The organism is Synechococcus sp. CBW1108 (assembly GCF_015840335.1).
GTDB lineage: Bacteria > Cyanobacteriota > Cyanobacteriia > PCC-6307 > Cyanobiaceae > Cyanobium_A.
The window spans coordinates 213,901-229,992 of sequence record NZ_CP060395.1; the positions used below are offsets into that span (position 1 = coordinate 213,901).

19 protein-coding genes and 2 pseudogenes are annotated in these 16,092 nt (G+C 56.0%); 9 read left to right on the plus strand and 12 right to left on the minus strand.

Features of this window, described 5'->3' with window-relative positions; genetic code table 11:
* Positions 1-112 precede the first annotated feature (112 nt).
* The 3 genes from H8F27_RS01125 to H8F27_RS01135 form a co-directional block, all read right to left on the minus strand.
* Positions 113-1,279, minus strand: coding sequence for a glycosyltransferase family 4 protein (locus H8F27_RS01125; protein WP_197150480.1), 1,167 nt, complete (start codon positions 1,277-1,279; stop codon positions 113-115).
* Between the two features lie 492 nt (positions 1,280-1,771).
* A complete protein-coding gene (locus H8F27_RS01130) occupies positions 1,772-1,951 on the minus strand; it encodes a hypothetical protein (protein WP_197150482.1) in 180 nt (59 codons plus the stop codon).
* Entirely contained in the window at positions 1,948-2,331 is a 384-nt protein-coding gene (locus H8F27_RS01135) for a hypothetical protein (protein WP_197150485.1), read from the minus strand. Before H8F27_RS01135 ends, H8F27_RS01130 begins: the two co-directional genes overlap by 4 nt.
* Positions 2,332-2,569: 238 nt before the next feature.
* Between H8F27_RS01135 and H8F27_RS18135 the strand changes: the two genes are divergently transcribed.
* From H8F27_RS18135 to H8F27_RS01145, 3 genes are read left to right on the plus strand one after another with little or no spacing between them, the layout of a single operon-like run.
* Positions 2,570-2,845 carry a helix-turn-helix domain-containing protein gene (locus H8F27_RS18135; RefSeq protein ID WP_370594449.1) on the plus strand — a complete coding sequence of 92 codons (276 nt, stop codon included), beginning with the start codon at positions 2,570-2,572 and terminating at the stop codon, positions 2,843-2,845.
* The gene (locus H8F27_RS18140) at positions 2,746-3,090 is read left to right on the plus strand and encodes a hypothetical protein (protein WP_370594528.1); all 345 of its coding nucleotides are present in this window, start codon (positions 2,746-2,748) and stop codon (positions 3,088-3,090) included. Before H8F27_RS18135 ends, H8F27_RS18140 begins: the two co-directional genes overlap by 100 nt.
* A gap of 26 nt (positions 3,091-3,116) precedes the next feature.
* Positions 3,117-4,070, plus strand: a complete 954-nt coding sequence (locus H8F27_RS01145) for an IS1595 family transposase (RefSeq protein WP_197147974.1) — start codon at positions 3,117-3,119, stop codon at positions 4,068-4,070.
* 296 nt (positions 4,071-4,366) lie between these two features.
* On the opposite strand, the gene H8F27_RS01150 is transcribed toward H8F27_RS01145, so the two are convergent.
* Positions 4,367-4,744, minus strand: coding sequence for a transposase (locus H8F27_RS01150; protein WP_197150489.1), 378 nt, complete (start codon positions 4,742-4,744; stop codon positions 4,367-4,369).
* Positions 4,745-5,037: 293 nt separating this feature from the next.
* Here H8F27_RS01150 and H8F27_RS01155 point away from each other — a divergent pair.
* Positions 5,038-6,173, plus strand: a pseudogene (locus H8F27_RS01155) (IS5 family transposase).
* A 253-nt stretch (positions 6,174-6,426) separates the two neighbouring features.
* Here the strand turns inward: H8F27_RS01155 and H8F27_RS01160 are convergent.
* Positions 6,427-6,654, minus strand: coding sequence for an IS110 family transposase (locus tag H8F27_RS01160; protein ID WP_231596434.1), 228 nt, complete (start codon positions 6,652-6,654; stop codon positions 6,427-6,429).
* Positions 6,655-6,903: 249 nt separating this feature from the next.
* On the opposite strand from H8F27_RS01160, the pseudogene H8F27_RS01165 reads away from it, so the two are divergent.
* Positions 6,904-7,518 (plus strand): annotated as a pseudogene (locus H8F27_RS01165) (IS630 family transposase); the annotation flags it as partial.
* A gap of 346 nt (positions 7,519-7,864) precedes the next feature.
* Here the strand turns inward: H8F27_RS01165 and H8F27_RS01170 are convergent.
* Genes H8F27_RS01170 through H8F27_RS01180 form a run of 3 tightly spaced genes read right to left on the minus strand, consistent with a single transcriptional unit; the run spans position 7,865 to position 9,395 of the window.
* Positions 7,865-8,620: an FkbM family methyltransferase gene (locus H8F27_RS01170; protein WP_197150497.1), complete on the minus strand. Its 756-nt coding sequence runs from the start codon at positions 8,618-8,620 to the stop codon at positions 7,865-7,867.
* Between the two features lie 17 nt (positions 8,621-8,637).
* Positions 8,638-9,084, minus strand: a complete 447-nt coding sequence (locus tag H8F27_RS01175) for an ISAs1 family transposase (RefSeq protein ID WP_231596435.1) — start codon at positions 9,082-9,084, stop codon at positions 8,638-8,640.
* Positions 9,085-9,089: 5 nt separating this feature from the next.
* Positions 9,090-9,395 (minus strand): hypothetical protein, encoded by a 306-nt coding sequence (locus H8F27_RS01180; RefSeq protein ID WP_197150500.1) that lies wholly within the window; start codon positions 9,393-9,395, stop codon positions 9,090-9,092.
* A gap of 310 nt (positions 9,396-9,705) precedes the next feature.
* Between H8F27_RS01180 and H8F27_RS01185 the strand changes: the two genes are divergently transcribed.
* The 4 genes from H8F27_RS01185 to H8F27_RS01200 all read left to right on the plus strand — a co-directional run bounded on the left by H8F27_RS01185 (position 9,706) and on the right by H8F27_RS01200 (position 13,109).
* Positions 9,706-11,274, plus strand: a complete 1,569-nt coding sequence (locus H8F27_RS01185) for an acyltransferase (protein ID WP_197150502.1) — start codon at positions 9,706-9,708, stop codon at positions 11,272-11,274.
* Positions 11,275-11,285: 11 nt separating this feature from the next.
* Positions 11,286-11,825 (plus strand): SGNH hydrolase domain-containing protein, encoded by a 540-nt coding sequence (locus H8F27_RS01190; protein ID WP_197150505.1) that lies wholly within the window; start codon positions 11,286-11,288, stop codon positions 11,823-11,825.
* Positions 11,826-11,970: 145 nt separating this feature from the next.
* Positions 11,971-12,585 carry a transposase family protein gene (locus H8F27_RS01195; RefSeq protein WP_197150506.1) on the plus strand — a complete coding sequence of 205 codons (615 nt, stop codon included), beginning with the start codon at positions 11,971-11,973 and terminating at the stop codon, positions 12,583-12,585.
* A 2-nt stretch (positions 12,586-12,587) separates the two neighbouring features.
* On the plus strand, positions 12,588-13,109 hold the full coding sequence (locus tag H8F27_RS01200) for a transposase (RefSeq protein ID WP_231596436.1): 522 nt from the start codon (positions 12,588-12,590) through the stop codon (positions 13,107-13,109).
* Positions 13,110-13,118: 9 nt separating this feature from the next.
* Here H8F27_RS01200 and H8F27_RS01205 read toward each other — a convergent pair whose 3' ends face one another.
* The 4 genes from H8F27_RS01205 to H8F27_RS01220 form a co-directional block, all read right to left on the minus strand.
* Entirely contained in the window at positions 13,119-13,373 is a 255-nt protein-coding gene (locus H8F27_RS01205) for a hypothetical protein (protein WP_197150508.1), read from the minus strand.
* Positions 13,374-13,586 (minus strand): transposase, encoded by a 213-nt coding sequence (locus tag H8F27_RS01210; protein ID WP_197150514.1) that lies wholly within the window; start codon positions 13,584-13,586, stop codon positions 13,374-13,376.
* A gap of 6 nt (positions 13,587-13,592) precedes the next feature.
* Positions 13,593-14,186 (minus strand): hypothetical protein, encoded by a 594-nt coding sequence (locus tag H8F27_RS01215; protein WP_197150516.1) that lies wholly within the window; start codon positions 14,184-14,186, stop codon positions 13,593-13,595.
* Positions 14,187-14,350: 164 nt separating this feature from the next.
* Positions 14,351-15,889, minus strand: a complete 1,539-nt coding sequence (locus H8F27_RS01220; RefSeq protein WP_197149060.1) for an IS5 family transposase — start codon at positions 15,887-15,889, stop codon at positions 14,351-14,353.
* Positions 15,890-16,092: the final 203 nt, after the last annotated feature.

A 16,092-nucleotide genomic window follows, 5' to 3' on the forward strand; every position in this document is an offset into this window, starting at 1 on the left:
GGCAGGTGCCGCCAGACTCGGCGAGCAGCTCGAGGTGGGAAGCTAATATTTTAGCTGAAAAGCAAGTTTTAAGCATACACCAATCGGCTTTATTGACGTCGAGCAGGTATTTCTATGCCGCTGGAGTGTGAATTTCACCGTTCCTGGATGCGCCCTTCGCTTCGACCCACCCTTGATATATTTTCTCTAATTTAAGAATTTGGCACGGCCAGCTTAGACTGGAAACACGATCTTTGGCAGCCTTGGCAATCGAATAGCATAAGCTGGGATCAGAAAGCAGGGATTGGCATCGACTAACCATTGCGTCGGTATCCTTAAAATTACAAACAAAGCCATCTGTGCCGCTTTTAATTGCAGTTCCAAAGCCTGTGGGTGTCACAACAACACAGCATCCGCAAGCCATCGCTTCTGTTGTCGCCATACCAAAACCTTCGAATAGACTTGGCAATAGGAAAATACTTGAATGCGCGAGAACCTCGGAGATTTTTTCTACTGTAATCCGAGGGTATACGGTGATGCGATTGCGGACAAAATCTGGAAATACATTGATAATAAAGTCTCGCTGAGTGTGAGCGCCCAAAATATGGAACTCTAAATTAGGGTTTGCCGAAAGAAGCCTTGAGGCTACCTCCACTATTGTTTCAGAATCTTTTCTTGCTGTCCATGTTCCCAATGAAACTAGTCGAGGTTTTTTGTTGGGAATAATTTTTGTTGACAGGTAGATCTCATCTACACCAGGCTCAACCAAAGAGCAAGTTTCAAGGCGTTGGTAGCCGTGCTCAATAAGATAATCGCCCTCGGTAGCATGCTGATAGATTACTGCATCAGCCTGTGAAAAAGCCAACCGATCAAAGTATTCAATTACTGGCCTTATTGAAGAACGTCCAATTAGCTGCAACAACCCAGTATTATCGTATAAAGAAAAATCTTTCTGGCAGCGCTCCCATAGCAACTCTAGTCCGTCTGTATGGTGCACAATCAATGGTCTAGACTGTTTCGGAATTCTCGCCAATCTAGAGATCAAAGCTCCAAACTCGGCACCGTAAAACTCAAGTATATCATAATTGTCATCCAAGAGTTGGCCGTACAATCTTAGGGCATCAATTCTAAACTTAAGTGTTCTACCTTTATCAAAAATCCAGCTTTTGTAAAACTGAGTCGGTTCATAGACATTTACGGAATGCCCCAATGCCCTGAGGCCGTTACTCCACGCCAAGCGTGTTTTACCAGAGCCCAGGGTTGGATCAAGGATTGTATTGCAAATTGAGGCAATTTTCATGATTATTACTCCTCTGAATAGAAAGATTGTGAAAAAAGGAAATGCTTAGGGGGTTCCACAGCGGCCATCAGCCTATCCCTCCTTGCTCATCAGTAACCGAGCATATACGCAGCAAGCCCCTGTTGCTTGATCGAGGTGGTGACCGTAAGCAGACGGCTGCGGCAGATGGCACCGCTGACTGATTTTACGTCGTACCCAATCTTTCGTTGAATAACCGATTATCGCAGGGCACGCTCTGCGCCGTTGCTGGTGGGCTCGATTTCATAGCTCTCCAGGAATATCCCCCCGGTTTCAGGAAGATGTCACCTTCTGGAGCTGCTTTCAGGTGCGCACTATGCCGACCAAAGGCGTAAGCTCACCGCGCTGGTAGTCAAGCTTGCCCGGTGTCAACTACGTAGGCGGCCAGGGCTGACTGAAAGTTCATTAATCCCGTCTCCGCAAGGCTGATGCCGACCCAGCCGAGCATCCGGCTGATGTCGTGTGGCACAGCCATCAGACCAGCACCTGAACACCGTTGCGTTGGGCGTAGCGGGGAGCGTCCTCATCGAGCTGCGTGTCGCGGGGCCAGTGCCACTGGTTTTCTATTGCCCAGCGCTGGCGCACAAGCCGCAGCAGCGCTTTCGGGCAGGTGCGCAGGGTGGTGTCGCACCGAGAGGTGCGCCTGGTGATCAATGCAAGTGGACGTGATGAAACGGCTTGCCGTCACGCCAGCCGGTGCTCACCAGCTCGATGATCCAGCTGGCGCCTGACCAGCGCTCACGAATGGCGTCCGTGGCATTGCGTGCACGCAGCGTCCAGCGCGCACGGGGGCCGTGGCTGGCCTCGACATCGCTGATCTCAACAGGGAAGTGCCGGTGGCTGCGGAACTTGGAGGCGATCTGCCGATACAGCCGGCGCTGGTTCTGTTTGACCGTTAGGAGCAGGTCGGCGCCCTGCTCGGCGGCGAGCTGAAAAACGCTGGCGAGGCGAGCAAGGCATCTGGCCCGCGTCCCAAACAGTGGTGTATTTCCCCCGGCATCCCCACCCCGGCGTAGCCGCGGTGGGCCACGCACCTCAGGCGATCGGCTCCACGGCTGACGTTGCAAGGGGTGGGCAGGCCCGTTTCCCTGGTTTGAGAACCACCTCAACCAGACGAACTATGCCCAAACAACATTCTGACGCGTCTTCCCTGCTGCCGCTACTGGATGGCAGCAGTGCAGGGGAGCTGATCCCTGAGCTAGTGTGCTGTCCCGGAAATAACAGCTAGAGTCAGGCGTGTCACTGAGGTGCCTCGTGGCGCTTGGTCGTCCGATGCCCCCGCTGGTTCTCAGCGATGACGAGGTTCAGCAACTTAATGCCCTTGCCCATTCCCGATCCCTGCCGCATTCGATCGTGCGGCGGGCCCAGATCGTGTTGGCCTGCGGTGCCGGTGAAACCAACACCGCCATCGCCAAGCGGATGGGGCTGACGGGGATGACCGTCGGTAAGTGGCGCAGGCGCTCCGGGTGCTCTGTCTGGAGGGACTGCACGACGAGCTCAGGCCAGGTCGGCCCCGCACCTACGACGACGACCAGATGGCCGAGGTGATCAACCGGGCTCTGCAGACCAGACCGCCCGATGGGAGCACCCACTGGAGCGCTCGATACTTAGCTGCAGGCTTCTCCCTGCAGCCCCACCGGCAGAAGCATCACCGCTGTATCGAAGATGTTAGTATAGATGTCAACCCCCCCCTGGCCTTCCGATTTGCCGACGCCGAGAGGATGCAGCGACCGGCTCTTAATCCGCCACTTGATTACCCAGCTCGCTCCGCGCACCGCGAGCCTGGGCCGTAGACTGGTACGCACATACCAGTTCAGTCATGGCGCGCAACGTCATCCAGTTCCAGAAAGGCCTTTCACTGCCTGACTTCCAGCGGCTCTACGGCACCGAGGTGCAATGTGAGGCTGCTTTGGAGAAGGCGCGCTGGCCCGGTGGGTTCCGCTGTCCCCGCTGCAATGGCCATGAGCATGGGCTGGTCTATGGCCGCAGGCTCAAGCGCTATCAGTGCCGCAGCTGCGGCCATCAGGCCACGCTCACGGCTGGCACGATCATGCAGGCCACGAAATTGCCTCTGACCACCTGGTTTCTGGCCTTTTACATGATCGGGCAGGCCAAAACAGGGATCTCCTCGCTGGAGCTCAGCCGCCACCTGGGCGTGAACTACGACACCGCCTGGCTGCTGCACCACAAGATTCTGCGGGCGATGGCTGATCGGGAGGAGGCTTACCTGCTGCGGGGAAAAGTCCAGATCGATGATTCCTACCTCGGCGGAGAACTGCCGGGCGGCAAGGCAGGTCGGGGTTCAGAGAACAAGATCCCCATCGTCGCGGCCGTCTCCTTGAATGAGGCGGGCCGGCTGATTCACGCCAGGATCACAGCCGTGAGTGGCTTCAGCTCAGAGGCCATCGCTGAGTGGGCCAAGCGCCATCTGGCGCCCGGCAGTCAGGTGCTCTCCGATGGCCTGGCCTGCTTTCGTGCCGTGACCACGGCAGGCTGCAGCCATCACGCCATCGTCACCGGTGGGAAGCACCCAAACGACTTGCCGCAGTTCCGTTGGATCAACACCGTGCTGGGCAACCTCAAGACCGGCTTCAACGGCACCTTCCACGCTTTCAATTTCGACAAGTACGCCAGGCGCTACCTGGGCGGCTTCTGCTTCCGGTTCAACCGGCGCTTCTCGATGGTTGCGATGACTGATCGCATTGCCAATGCGGTCTGTTGCTGCATGCCCTGCACGGAGCGGGATCTCAGGGTTGCGGAGGCTTATGGGTAATCAAGATCGGCCAAGCAGCCAGCCCGAAACTGGGGAGCGGGCGGGCTGCTTGGCGGGAGCCTGGGCTTCTGAGCGCCGGGTTTCTCAGGTCCCTCTGGTGCGTACCGGTGGACTGCCCAGCAGAATCCAGTAAACCTCCCGGGCAATGAACCGTTTGAGGCAGCGCAGGATTTCGGGTTTTGAAAGGCCTTCCTCAGTGCGCCGTGCTGCGTAGGCCTGGGTCTGCTCATCCCAGCGGAGCCTCACTACGGCAATGCGATGCAGAGGCGCATTGGCTTGGCGGTTGCCTCCCCGGTTCAGGAGGTGCCGATTCGTCTTCCCGAGCTGGCTGGTAGCGGACTGACTCCACAGAGAGCCGCAAACCCTGCATCGCTGCGAAATAGCTCCAGATTATCAGCGGCGGCGGTGAGCAGCGTAGCAGCGCTGTCGACGCCCACGCCGTAGGTCTGGCGCAGCCCCGGGCAGACAGCCTTGGTGAGGGAATCGAGGTCGCCGCGCAGCACCCCAATCTCCTGCTCCAGGGATTGAATCCGGCGGGCCAGGGTCCTGAGTGCAAGCTTGGCCGCAGCCATGGGCCCATCAAGAACATCAGGGCGCGGAGCGGCACAGGCATCGATCAAAGGCCGCAGGGTGAGGTTTCCGAGTCGCTCCCGCAGGGCCGCCGGTGCCGTCACCAGGAGTGCCTTGATCTGGTTGATCGCACAGGTCTTGCCCTCCGTGGCCGAATCTTTGGCCAGCTACTGCTGCGCAGAAGCCAACGGCTAGAACATCCGGATCATCTCCACTTGGTCGGCGCCGGTTTTGGGTGTAGCAGTGGCTGTACCCGCCAGGTATGACCTTGCGGCCGCCTCCGCGTCGATGGCAACCGCTTCGCGGAAGACTGGCGTCTACGTCCTTGCCGAGCCGTCGCCTAAGAGTTTGCTGAAAAACCAAGCCTGCGCGAAAATGGATTAACCGCCCAGCCCAGATGCGAGGTCACCGGGAGCGCAGCGGCTCCCTGTTCTCCTACGTGTCGATTGAGGAGCGGATCCCGGCCAGTCATCCGCTGCGGCGGATCCGGAAACTGGCGGATCAGGCCCTCGATCGGCTCAATCCCACCTTTTGCGCGCTCTACGCCGCAGAAGGCCGGCCCTCGGTGCCGCCAGAACAGCTGCTGCTGGCCTCGTTGCTGCAGGCGTTCTACGGGATTCGCTCGGAGCGGCTGTTGCTGGAGCAGCTGCACTACAACCTGCTGTACCGCTGGTTTGTGGGCCTGAGCCCGGATGATCCGATCTGGCACCCCACCACATTCACCAAAAATCGGGAGCGGTTGCTGAACGAGCAGGTCATGGGGCGCTTCCTGGAGAAACTGATGGCTGCCCCGGAGGTCAAGCCGCTGCTCAGCGACGAACACTTCTCAGTGGATGGCACCCTGCTGCAGGCCTGGGCGTCCCATGCCTCACTGGAGCGGACCGATGGTCAGCAGGACCCACCGCCCCGTCGTCAGGCCCTGGCGAGGGCTTTGGCGCTCCAAAGCCCGGTAAGAAGCGGGCCAAGGGTGACTTCCGCGGCATCAAGCTCAGCAACAAGACCCACCGCTCCAGCGTCGATCCAGACGCCTTGCTGGCCCGCAAGTCCAATTCCCACCCGGCCCAACCCAGCTACCGGGGCCACGTGCTCATGGACAACCGCCATGCCCTGATCGTCGATTGCCGCGTTACCCAAGCAGTGGGTACCGGGGAGCGGGATGCCGCCAAAGCGATGGCGGCTGACATCCCCGGTGCCCACCAAAAAACCATCGGTGCCGACAAGAACTACGACACCAAGGGCTTTGTCGCCGAGATGCGTCGCATCGCCGTGACGCCGCACGTCGCTCAGAACACCGCCCGCTCTGGTGGCTCCGCCATTGATGGCCGCACCACGCGCCACGAGGGCTACGCCAAGTCGATCAATGCCCGCCGCGGTATCGAGAAGGTGTTTGGTTGGATCAAACAGTGGGACGGTCTGCGCCAATTCAAACTGCGCGGCACCGACAAGGTGAGTGCGGTGTTTGGCCTGCACGTAATCGCCTACAACCTGATCCGGCTGGGCAACCTGCTCAAACCGGCGATGGCGGCGGCATGAACAGGTGGTTGCCCAGAGGTGTGCCAATGAGGCGGCCTCCAGGAAGCCCCAACGGGGCAAAACGCCTGAAATCGGGCGTTCTGAACCGCTGAAACGCATCATTTCAGCCCGAACGGAGCACAATCAGCTCTCTGGAGGGAAAAACGCGGCCTTTCAGGCAGTTTTTCCGCAAACTCCTAATAGATCGATCCGTTCGGTTCACTTCGACGACGGGGAAACCCGCATCCAGAAGCTCGCGGGTCAGACCGGCCCCTTAGGAGCTTGTACCTTCAATCGCGTAGACGGAGTTGGAGCCAAACTCCTCGGTCCAGACGATCAGATCGTCGTATCCCTTGCGAGTAGAGGGGATACGGTGCTCTCCGAGCCTGCCGCCATTGGGGGGAAGTGCGACGGCCACGTGAATGTCTTTGTGGGTGTCGATACCGATCACGACGTCAGGTTCTCGGCCCTTGCAGACCTGTGCCATGGTTAATGATGCCATCGCTTCTTGATGGTGGTGGGGAAGGAGCGATCAGCTGGGAAGCCGGACAGGACTGTATAGCCCTTGGCTTTCGCGCAGCGGTTGGGGCCTCTCGACCAGGCTCGTATTAGGTCACTGGCTTCTTTGCTGATCGGCCCCATCAATCCAGGTCGACAGATCTTCCGGAAGACAACGACAGGAAGTCGTGTCGGCCTACGGAGGATCAGACCTGAACTTCTGGGGTTCCCCGGATCATCACAGCCTGACGGCTACAAGCTCTCCACGGGCCCGTTCTTTGTGGAGAAGGTCCGCGACATCGTCGGGCTTTACCTGAACCCACCCGACAAGGCGATGGTGCTCTCCGTCGACGAGAAGACGCAGATCCAGGCCCTGGACCGCACCCAGCCGCTGCTGCCCATGGGCCTGGGCTACGTGGAGAGCATCACGCATGACTACATCCGCCACGGCACTACCACGCTGTTCGCCGCCCTGGACGTCGCCACCGGCGAGGTGATCACCCAGTGCAAGCCCCGCCATCGGCACCAGGAGTTCCTGGGGTTCCTCAGGCAGATCGAGAAGTCCGTCCCCGAGGATCTGGATATGCGCCTGATCGTGGACAACTACTGCACCCACAAGCACGCCAAGGTCCGCGCCTGGCTGGCGCAGCGGCCCAGCGTTCACGTGCACTACACGCCCACCTACGCCTCCTGGCTCAATCAGGTGGAACGCTGGTGCCAGCGGGCGATCCGGCGGGGCAGCTTCTCCAGTGTCAAGGAACTGATCGCCAAAATCGAGCAGTTCGTGGCCGCCTATAACAAGACCAAGGAGCCGTTCAACTGGACGGCGACAGCTGACTCAATCCTTGAAAAGCTCCAGCGACTTTGATCACAAATCTCCGGGACGGGAGACTAGGGATTAGGGCGCCAGCGGTGGTGCCCTCCATGAGCTGAGCCAGCTCGGAGGCGCCACTATGGGTATGGGTCATGGTCTGTGTTCGGTTTGGTGGTAGTGCTCCAAACAGGGTCACAGACCGGCACACCCATTGCCACAGCTGATGTCTGAGGGAGGCGAACCGTCAGCCCCGGCTACGCCGGGGCTGACGGTTCGCCTGAGTTACACCACTCCATGGGACGCCGCTAAAGCGAGAGAGGCGAACCCTAAACCGATCAGAATAACTAGACTTGGCTGAATAGATGCATTCTATATGGTTTCGAGCAGCATATGTAGAAAATCACTCCTGGGCCGCTATCAAATGCCCCGAATAAGGCCCAACTGAATTGCTCAATATTGTAAATCCTGCATTATTGAATCGGTCCAGAACCCAAGCTTGATCTACATGAGTGAAGTGATACTCCATGACTATAATGCGACTTTTCTTCAGCAGAGATAAATTGTTCAAGAGCAATCTTTCCCCGCCTTCGCAATCACATTTCAATAAATCAATCATACCCGTATTACCATGAAACACTTCTTGCCAGGAAATTGACTCGACTACGGTCGTGTTAGGACTTAATTGCGGTTCGGTACTATCAGGAAAATCAATAACAAATGAAGTGGTCGGATCGCCTGATGTATTCATCAATACTGGCTTATTATCCTCCGCAACTGCCTTCGGAATAACCTTAAAGTCAAAGGCCTTTGCATTGGATTCGAGGAATCGAAGCATGTCTGGTTGAGGTTCTATTGCGGTAACTGAGGCCCTCGGAAAACGAATCTTAATCCAGCACGAAAACAAACCATAGTTACTTCCAACATCCAGAATAGTCGGCTCACAAGGAAGGCGCTTTAGCCAAAGTTTGCTATTGTAAATGTCGTCACCAACTATTTCAACAAAAACACTTGAAGATCCTGGTGTATCGGGGGCGCAAATCTCCCGCACAGTTTGGTTAGCTTTTAAAAAATAGGGAGGCCTATGCAAATCTCTTACGCGTCGATACTTTCCATTGCTTTGAGAGGAAAGCCTGATCGAACGTTTAATTTTATCCATTTGGATAATCATGTTCTTTAAGGATAACCAATATTTGGACTCGTGAAACTTACCATGGCCAGGCTGCTGTGCGTGGCCAGGATCCGCAAGCCGTTGCTCTCGCGGTAGCGGTGGGCGTCCTCTCCGAGCTGGGTGTCGCGGGGCCAGTGCCAGGAGTTTTCGATCGACCAGCGGTCGCGGACATGCCGCAGCCGCGACGTAGCCGCAGTGCGCAAACTCGTGACGTAGTAACGGGTCTCGTCGATAGGCTTGCCCTCGCGGATGCCCTTGCATCGCACTGCCAGGATCGTGGCGCTCCCCGGCCAGTTCTCGGCCACCCACGCCGGAGCCGGCATCCCCCGCATCGTCCAGGTATGGTCACGGCCGCGCTTACGTTCACGTTTGCTGACCTGGAACGGTACCTGACGCCCGTAGGTCAGGCGATCGCTGATGACTCGAAAACCTTTGCTGCGACAGTGTTTCACCGCAATCAGGAAGTCGGCTCCACGCTGCTCCAGGTAGCGAAAAAACGGCGGTTCGCATGCAGCGCGTCCGCCTGCACCAGCAAACCTTCCAGTTCCACGCGATCCAGGAGCTGCCGCAGGGCCGCGATCTCACCGCCGGCATCGGTGGCATAGGTGCTCTGAGCAATTGCCACGCCCAGCGTGTTGGAGTAAAGGCTCACCTGGGCAATGAAACGCGCTGCACCGCAGGCGTTTTCAGGCACGCCAGGCTGGACCGCCATCCACTGCTGCTGCAGGGCCTCGAATCCCTCCACATCGAGCTGAGCCAGCAACAGGCGTTGCTGCTCCTGGCCATGCTGGGCAAGCTCAAGAAATCCAGCCCGAACGCAGACCGCTGTGGCGGACCAGTCCGCATCTGAAATCCCAGTTGGTGGGGGCCCATCGCATGAAGTCTCTGCCTGAGATGCATCCGGGAATCAAGTTGACGTCAAGAGTTCAGCAGCGCCAATGGTCGCTCCGAATCGTCCCAACCTGTGAATGCTAAAAAATTATTAAGCTTAATGGCGACGCAAGGCTTTTCATGTAATTAATAGGTGTTGCCTAGATAGGGGTGCAGCCTTGTCTTTCAATTACCAATAGCGGATGGCAGCTGAGGAAGTAGGTCTAGACTCCATTAATCAAACCCACGCAGGAAAAAGCAAATACCGCCCCGAGATTGATGGACTGCGGGCATTTGCGGTGGTTGCCTTAATCATCAACCACTTCAACAAGGACCTACTGCCCAGCGGTTATTTGGGTGTTGATATTTTCTTTGTGATCTCTGGATACGTAATCACTTCATCGCTGGCGGCTAGGCAGTCCAAAAACTTTCTGGATTTTCTGACGGGGTTTTATGAGCGCCGCATCAAGCGACTGGTTCCTGCGCTGGTTGTGTTCGTCTTGATCACCAGTGTCCTTATTTGCCTTTTCATTAATGATCCAGAAAAGGCACTGAAAACTGGGGGCACATCAATCTTTGGGTTATCAAACCTCTATTTACTCAAACAATCAACAGACTACTTCGCCGAATCAACAGAATTCAATCCTTTCACGCACACCTGGTCACTTGGCGTAGAAGAGCAGTTCTACCTCTTGTTCCCATTTATCGTCTGGTTCTCAGGGTTTGGGCAGCAGAAGGTCAAAGGAGCAAGAAATCTCTTCTTCTGGGTCGGAGCACTGACGATTGCTTCGCTGATCAGTTTCATTTACCTGTATCAATTCAATCAACCTGCCGCCTACTTCCTAATGCCAACTCGGTTTTGGGAAATGGCAACAGGGTGTCTGATTTTCATAGGCTTTCAGCGTCGAGCACAGATTGAGCAGGTGCTGGAACAGGTTCCTCCTCTTATGGTGGTTGCGGCAATGGTCGGAGTAATGTTCCTGCCAAATAATGCTGCAGTTCCTGCTACAATATCCATTGCAATTCTTTCAGCAGTTCTAATTGCCTGCCTGAAAAAAGGAAGTGCAGCGTTTGACTTTTTCACTCTTAATATTGTCGCCTATGTAGGTTTGATCTCATATTCCCTCTATCTTTGGCACTGGAGTGTTCTTTCCATAAGTCGTTGGACGATTGGCATCCATTGGTGGTCAATTCCGTTCCAAGTCGGATTGATGCTTCTGCTGGCGACTGGGTCACATCGGTGGGTAGAAACTCGATTCAGAGGTTCCAAAGGGTCGCCAATTCGAAGGAGAGCAGTAAGCTGGGGATTGGGAACCTCTGTTGGCACAGGCGGGGTAATAGCTGCACTGGGGGGCCAACTTGGCGGCACTCTATTCCTAGGGAATACAACCCAAATAGTGGATCTTGTTGCGGTTTCTCAAGCAGCACCAGGGACAAATCTCTCTTATGGGAACTGTTCAGAATACAAGCGAGAAACTACTGCCAACTGCTCACTCAAATCAACAGGTTCCTCAGTCCAAAAACTTCTACTCATTGGGGATATTCACGCCGCTCACTTGTTTCCACTTATTGGGATGTTACACAAGCAAACTGGGATTGGCATTTCGGGTTTTTCGCAAGCTGGACAACCATTCCCGCCAGCGAGATACACAGACAGTAATGGGCGATCAAGAGACAGGTGGGAGCAGGGCAATTCACATACCCAGAAGTTCTTAAGGAGCAGTTTGACTTGCTTCAGAGAGGGGACATTCTTGTCGTTTCTAATCGCATAGAATTCTATTTTTTGCCTGATAAATTTAATTTAGAACATGATGGTCTAATTCTAAGACACGCCGACAAAAACTGGATTCCGATTGACAATCATCACGCATTTTCTTTATGGCTGACTGAGGTTGAAAAGATTGCCAAGGATGCATATAAGAAAGGAATAAATGTTATCCTGATTGCGCCGATCCCAGTCTTCAGGGGTATTCCCAGTGAAAGAAAACCTAAAGATGAACTCTGTGTAAAAGAATGGTTTAGACCCATTATTCCCAAAGAATGCCTCGGGCTTTTCAGGGAGGAACGAAGCGTTCTTGCGTCCAGAATGGAAAATATCAATAAAGCGCTGAGTGCGCTTGAGGCAACTAATAAAAATATTCATATTTACAAAGCTTTTGACTTCCTCTGCCCTCAACGTTTGCAAGATTGCACGACATATCTGAATGGCATAAGGATTTACAGGGATGATGATCATTTTACAGCGGAAGGATCTCTTCTGGTTGGGTCACATTTTTTAGATTTTACCACCAAACCGGGATTGACAAGACGCCAAGCCAAGTAGGGGGAATTATTCTCAGTGCAAGCTTATATTGCATTTACGGCAATCTATCGCCAGCGCCCCCCCCAGGGCTAATTCAAAGGCGGTCACAACCATACTTGCCAGTGCTGTCAGCATGAGTTGAGGTCGTCGGAATCGCCTCCTCCCTGTGCTCAAAAGCGATTCTGCTGCAACCGATCTCGACCTAATCAGCTACCTCAAGGCGATACCGGATGCCCGGATGCTTCGTGGAGTGCGCATTCCTGCCTGGCACCTCCTTTTGGTGGCAGTGCTGGGCATCCTGAGCTACCAGAGCCTGCGCGATCTGGAGCGCTTTGCCATACGGCACCACGATGCTCTCACCGAGTCGCTGGGCTTGGGGCTGCGGCGACCGCCCTCGGATTCAGCTGTCCGCTACTTCTTCCGGCAAGTTGACGTGGCTGCCCTGTGCACCGCAATCCGGGACTGGACAATTGCTCAGATCCTAGGTGGGGCAAGCGATCTTGACCAGCTGGTCTGTGATGACAAGACCTTGAGAGGCTCGATTGAGCCCACAGCTGGTGGCGGCTCGGCGTTCATTGCCCAGGTGACGCTCTACTCCGCGGCACTGGGCGTGGCCATCAGCCAGGCCTGCTGCGCCACCGGCGAAAACCACGAGCGGGCGGTGCTGCGGCAGCTGCTCGGCGAGCTGGATCTCGAGGGCGTGCTCATCCAGGCGGACGCGCTCCATACCCAGCGCCCGTTTTTCGGCAGCTCCAGGAGCAGGGGGCCGACTTCCTTCTGAGGGTGAAAGCCAATCAGAAGACGCTGCATCGCCAGATCCAATGTCAGTTCCAGGGAAAGCGCCACATCCCCTTTGTGGCAATGGATCACGAGATCGGCTACGGCCGTAACATCGCCTGGACCCTACGCGCCAAACAAGCACCAGAGCGCATCCGTGAGGCATGGATTGGCACCAGCTGGATCGTAGAGATGACCGCCGATGGCGTCCGTGAAGGCAAGTCATTTCGGGCGACCCACCTGTTTCTCACAAGCCTGCGCACCACCCCAGAAGCACTGCTGCGACTGGTACGCGACCGCTGGAGCAATGAGTGTTGGCACTGGATTCGGGACACCAAGGTCCATGAGGACGCCCACCGCTACCGCGGCAATGGCGCCGGGGTGATGGCCACGCTGCGAACGGCTGCACTGAACCTGCTACGGCTGGGCGGTTTTCAGTCAATTCGCGCTGGCATGCAGGCGGTGATGCACGACAGCACGGCGCTGCTCGCGATGGTGCGGCGACGCCCTCAGACCGACTCTTGCTGAGACTTTGAATCAGCCCTGGGTGCGTACGGGCTGCGCCCATGGTGACCGCGCCTTTTCGCGCAAACCACAATATACCAATGTAACATCAAAGTGCTTCCGGATCTGCCGGCAGTTCAGCGGCAACGTTGGCCAGTCGATCGCGCAGTCCTTCAACTGATGCCACTGCATAAACTGCTGCTGCTGCAAGGCCAACAGCTCCAGGCCGATTTCGCCGCTGGCGCCCTGGCGTACGGCGATGGAGATCCGATCACGGATAAGATGCATCTAATACAGCTGCCTTTGCATCACCGGCAGGTGGTTGTAGGCCGAGAAGCGATCGCTCACCACAATGCCGCCAAAGGCGTTCCCCAGTAGTTCGATCGCAGCGGCGGCTGAGCGGCTCAGCCCCTGTAGAAACACCGTCACCACTGGGGTCACCATCACCCACTGCCAGCCCCGCTTGCCGGTGGGGGCGGCGGTCTCATCGACGTAGGCCACTGGCTGCTAGCCGCAGAGCACCAGAGCGTTCTGCAGTGCTTCTGCAAGCGCCACAAAGCTTTCTCCGCCATGAGTCACCTCCACATGGCACCAGCCCGAATACGGCAGGCGGAAGTGGAACAGCCGATGCTCAAACGCCACACCAGCGATCGTGATGGGCTGGCCCTTGAGCACCGTGAAATCGGAGATCCCCAGCACGCCTGGTTGGTGCGTCTGCAGGAACATCACGTCATGAGCCGGCCCATGCAGTGCCCGCCACTGCTCAACGCGGCGCTGCAGGGTGCGTTTGCGCCGGTACCACTCCTGAGCCGGAAAGACCTGCTCCAGGTGCAGCAGCAGCGTCTGGGGTTCAAGCTGCGGCGCCTTCTCCAGCATGGGCACCAGCACGCTGTCCCAAACCTCCGCCAGCGGATCGGCGCGTTTTCGCCAGTGGCGACCCCGCTGCTGCTGTTGAGCCTGGGCTTGCAGCTCACCGCGATCAATGCGTTGGGCGCTGCGCACCGAGATCCCGAGTGCATCAGCAGCAATCTGCTGGCTCAGGCCACTGGCCCGTTTGGCCATGTACTGCTCCTTGATGCGTAACGACAGAGGGGCGGGCATCGGCGGAGCTCCAGACCGTGATCGGAGCCCTGTTGTCGCGTCCTGAGACCCGCCTATGTAGGGCTTGCTGAATTTCATTCGCGGGTTTTTCGTCCGCGCCAAGGGCCGCGACTCAGCCTGCAGCGCCAAGCGCTGGTGACCTCAATTTTACTCCTAGAAGCTGACTAAGCAGCCCACAGAAGCGCTGGACGGCGCCAGGAGGCGAGCAAATAGAGCATCAGGATGTACACAGAGACAAGAATAGATAATAAGAGGCGCAGTAGCCTGAGAACCTTCTCGGCATTCATCACAAAGAACGCCATCGTGATCACCGTTCTTGATGTTTCAATCAGCTTGGTCATGATCCGATCCAGTCCATATTTCCGTTTGCTCGTTCCGATTCTTCCCTCGATCACGGAACGCTTTCTCAAGTCTGATTTAAAAAGCTCTTGTTGCTCTGCTGTCTGCACCTCGGCCTCTACCTGCTTCTTGCGTGGACGGCCACTGAGTCTGATGTTATTTTCTGCGCAGAACTTCTTGTTGCCTAATGTCATATAGATTGAATCGGCACAGATTCGTGCTGGATAGTACCCTCGCTCTTCCTTGTATTGCTTGGTACGTGCGATCAGGTCGTTGGCTTCATTGTAGTTGTCCCAGCTGATTCGATCCACATCGACAAAGCCATTATCATCTGATATTGAGATCTTCGCACCGAACTCTGTTCGCCTTCCCGCCTTGCCCCTCACGATCGGCCGCACGTGTGGTTTTGACAAATTGACAATCCGATCGTCGATGCGCCGGCTATCAGCGTCATACATCTCCTGCTGCTGCCGGTACAGTTCACTGGTGATCAGCAGCTTGCGGTAGAGCTGGGTTCCAAGCTCCAAAAGCATGGCACCGCAATGGATCATCTGATCAATTGCTCTGAGGTTTCTCCGGATCTCGTTGAGCTGAAAGCGCTTGACTTCACGGATCTCGGCGCATTTGGGCTTTTTCTTCTTGATGATCGCCAGAAACCGATTCCGAGCTTTATCCCGGTTGCAGCGGGGTTTACGATTGATCTTTCCCTGCAACTGCTTGAACAGTTCGTCGATGATCTTCTCAGTGGCCTCTCTCGCTTCGTTGAGCAACCTCAGATCTACTGGGTAGGGAATGTCATCAGGCACGCAGGTTGCATCAAGAATCAGAGTACCCCAGTTACTTTCAGGATCCAACGTTGCAGGCTTCACCCCTAGCGCTTCGTCGATGGCAGCAAGCTGTTGCTCCTCTTCTTGTTCGCTATCATCCTCCTCCGCCGAAACCAGCATCTCTTTAATCATCGCAATGCCATTGGCCTTGGTCATGTCATTGCAGATCTTGATCAGATCAGGGCCAATGCGCTTACGAAAATGCACCATCATCGATGGATCAAACGGGGGCATTGCCTGGTATGCACTCAAGCCAATGAAAAATTGTAGATACGGTGATTCCGTGATCAGCTGAACTGTTTCGCGGTCTGTCACTCCCAGGCGTTGCTGGATGTACAGCGCACCGAACGCCATCTGAAACGGCTTGGCCGGTGCTCCTGTCTTGGCACTGAATTGGGGTGCATACTGGCTTTCCAGCGGCATCCATGGAATCAGGTTACGAAGCAGAAGCCAGCGATTATTAGGATCTAGTTTGCCGCCGAAGGGCGTGTAAAACTCCTCGATCGATAGCTGACCTGCGTGCTGAAAAACGTACATTGGCGTGTCAGCAGATTGTTCTAAGCCAGGAATGGCTCCATTAGGCTCATTTTAACGTGAGACCATCCCTGGAATCAACTGCGGCGCAATGGATATCGGTTCCTCAGCAAGCCCTATGTAGGGCTTGCGCAGTCCCGCCTATCTAATTGTCGCCATGCAGCCCCGCGACACCCAGCTGCGGGAAGACGCGCACCGCTAACGCG

Coding starts and splice junctions, on each gene's coding strand:
- H8F27_RS01125 (WP_197150480.1), bottom strand. CDS start 1,279: ATGAAAATTGCCTCAATTTGCAATACAATCCTTGATCCAACCCTGGGC.
- H8F27_RS01160 (WP_231596434.1), bottom strand. CDS start 6,654: ATGGCATCATTAACCATGGCACAGGTCTGCAAGGGCCGAGAACCTGAC.
- H8F27_RS01145 (WP_197147974.1), top strand. CDS start 3,117: ATGGCGCGCAACGTCATCCAGTTCCAGAAAGGCCTTTCACTGCCTGAC.
- H8F27_RS01215 (WP_197150516.1), bottom strand. CDS start 14,186: ATGCCCGCCCCTCTGTCGTTACGCATCAAGGAGCAGTACATGGCCAAA.
- H8F27_RS01170 (WP_197150497.1), bottom strand. CDS start 8,620: ATGGATAAAATTAAACGTTCGATCAGGCTTTCCTCTCAAAGCAATGGA.
- H8F27_RS01220 (WP_197149060.1), bottom strand. CDS start 15,889: ATGTACGTTTTTCAGCACGCAGGTCAGCTATCGATCGAGGAGTTTTAC.
- H8F27_RS18135 (WP_370594449.1), top strand. CDS start 2,570: ATGCCCCCGCTGGTTCTCAGCGATGACGAGGTTCAGCAACTTAATGCC.
- H8F27_RS01205 (WP_197150508.1), bottom strand. CDS start 13,373: ATGCATCTTATCCGTGATCGGATCTCCATCGCCGTACGCCAGGGCGCC.
- H8F27_RS01185 (WP_197150502.1), top strand. CDS start 9,706: ATGGCAGCTGAGGAAGTAGGTCTAGACTCCATTAATCAAACCCACGCA.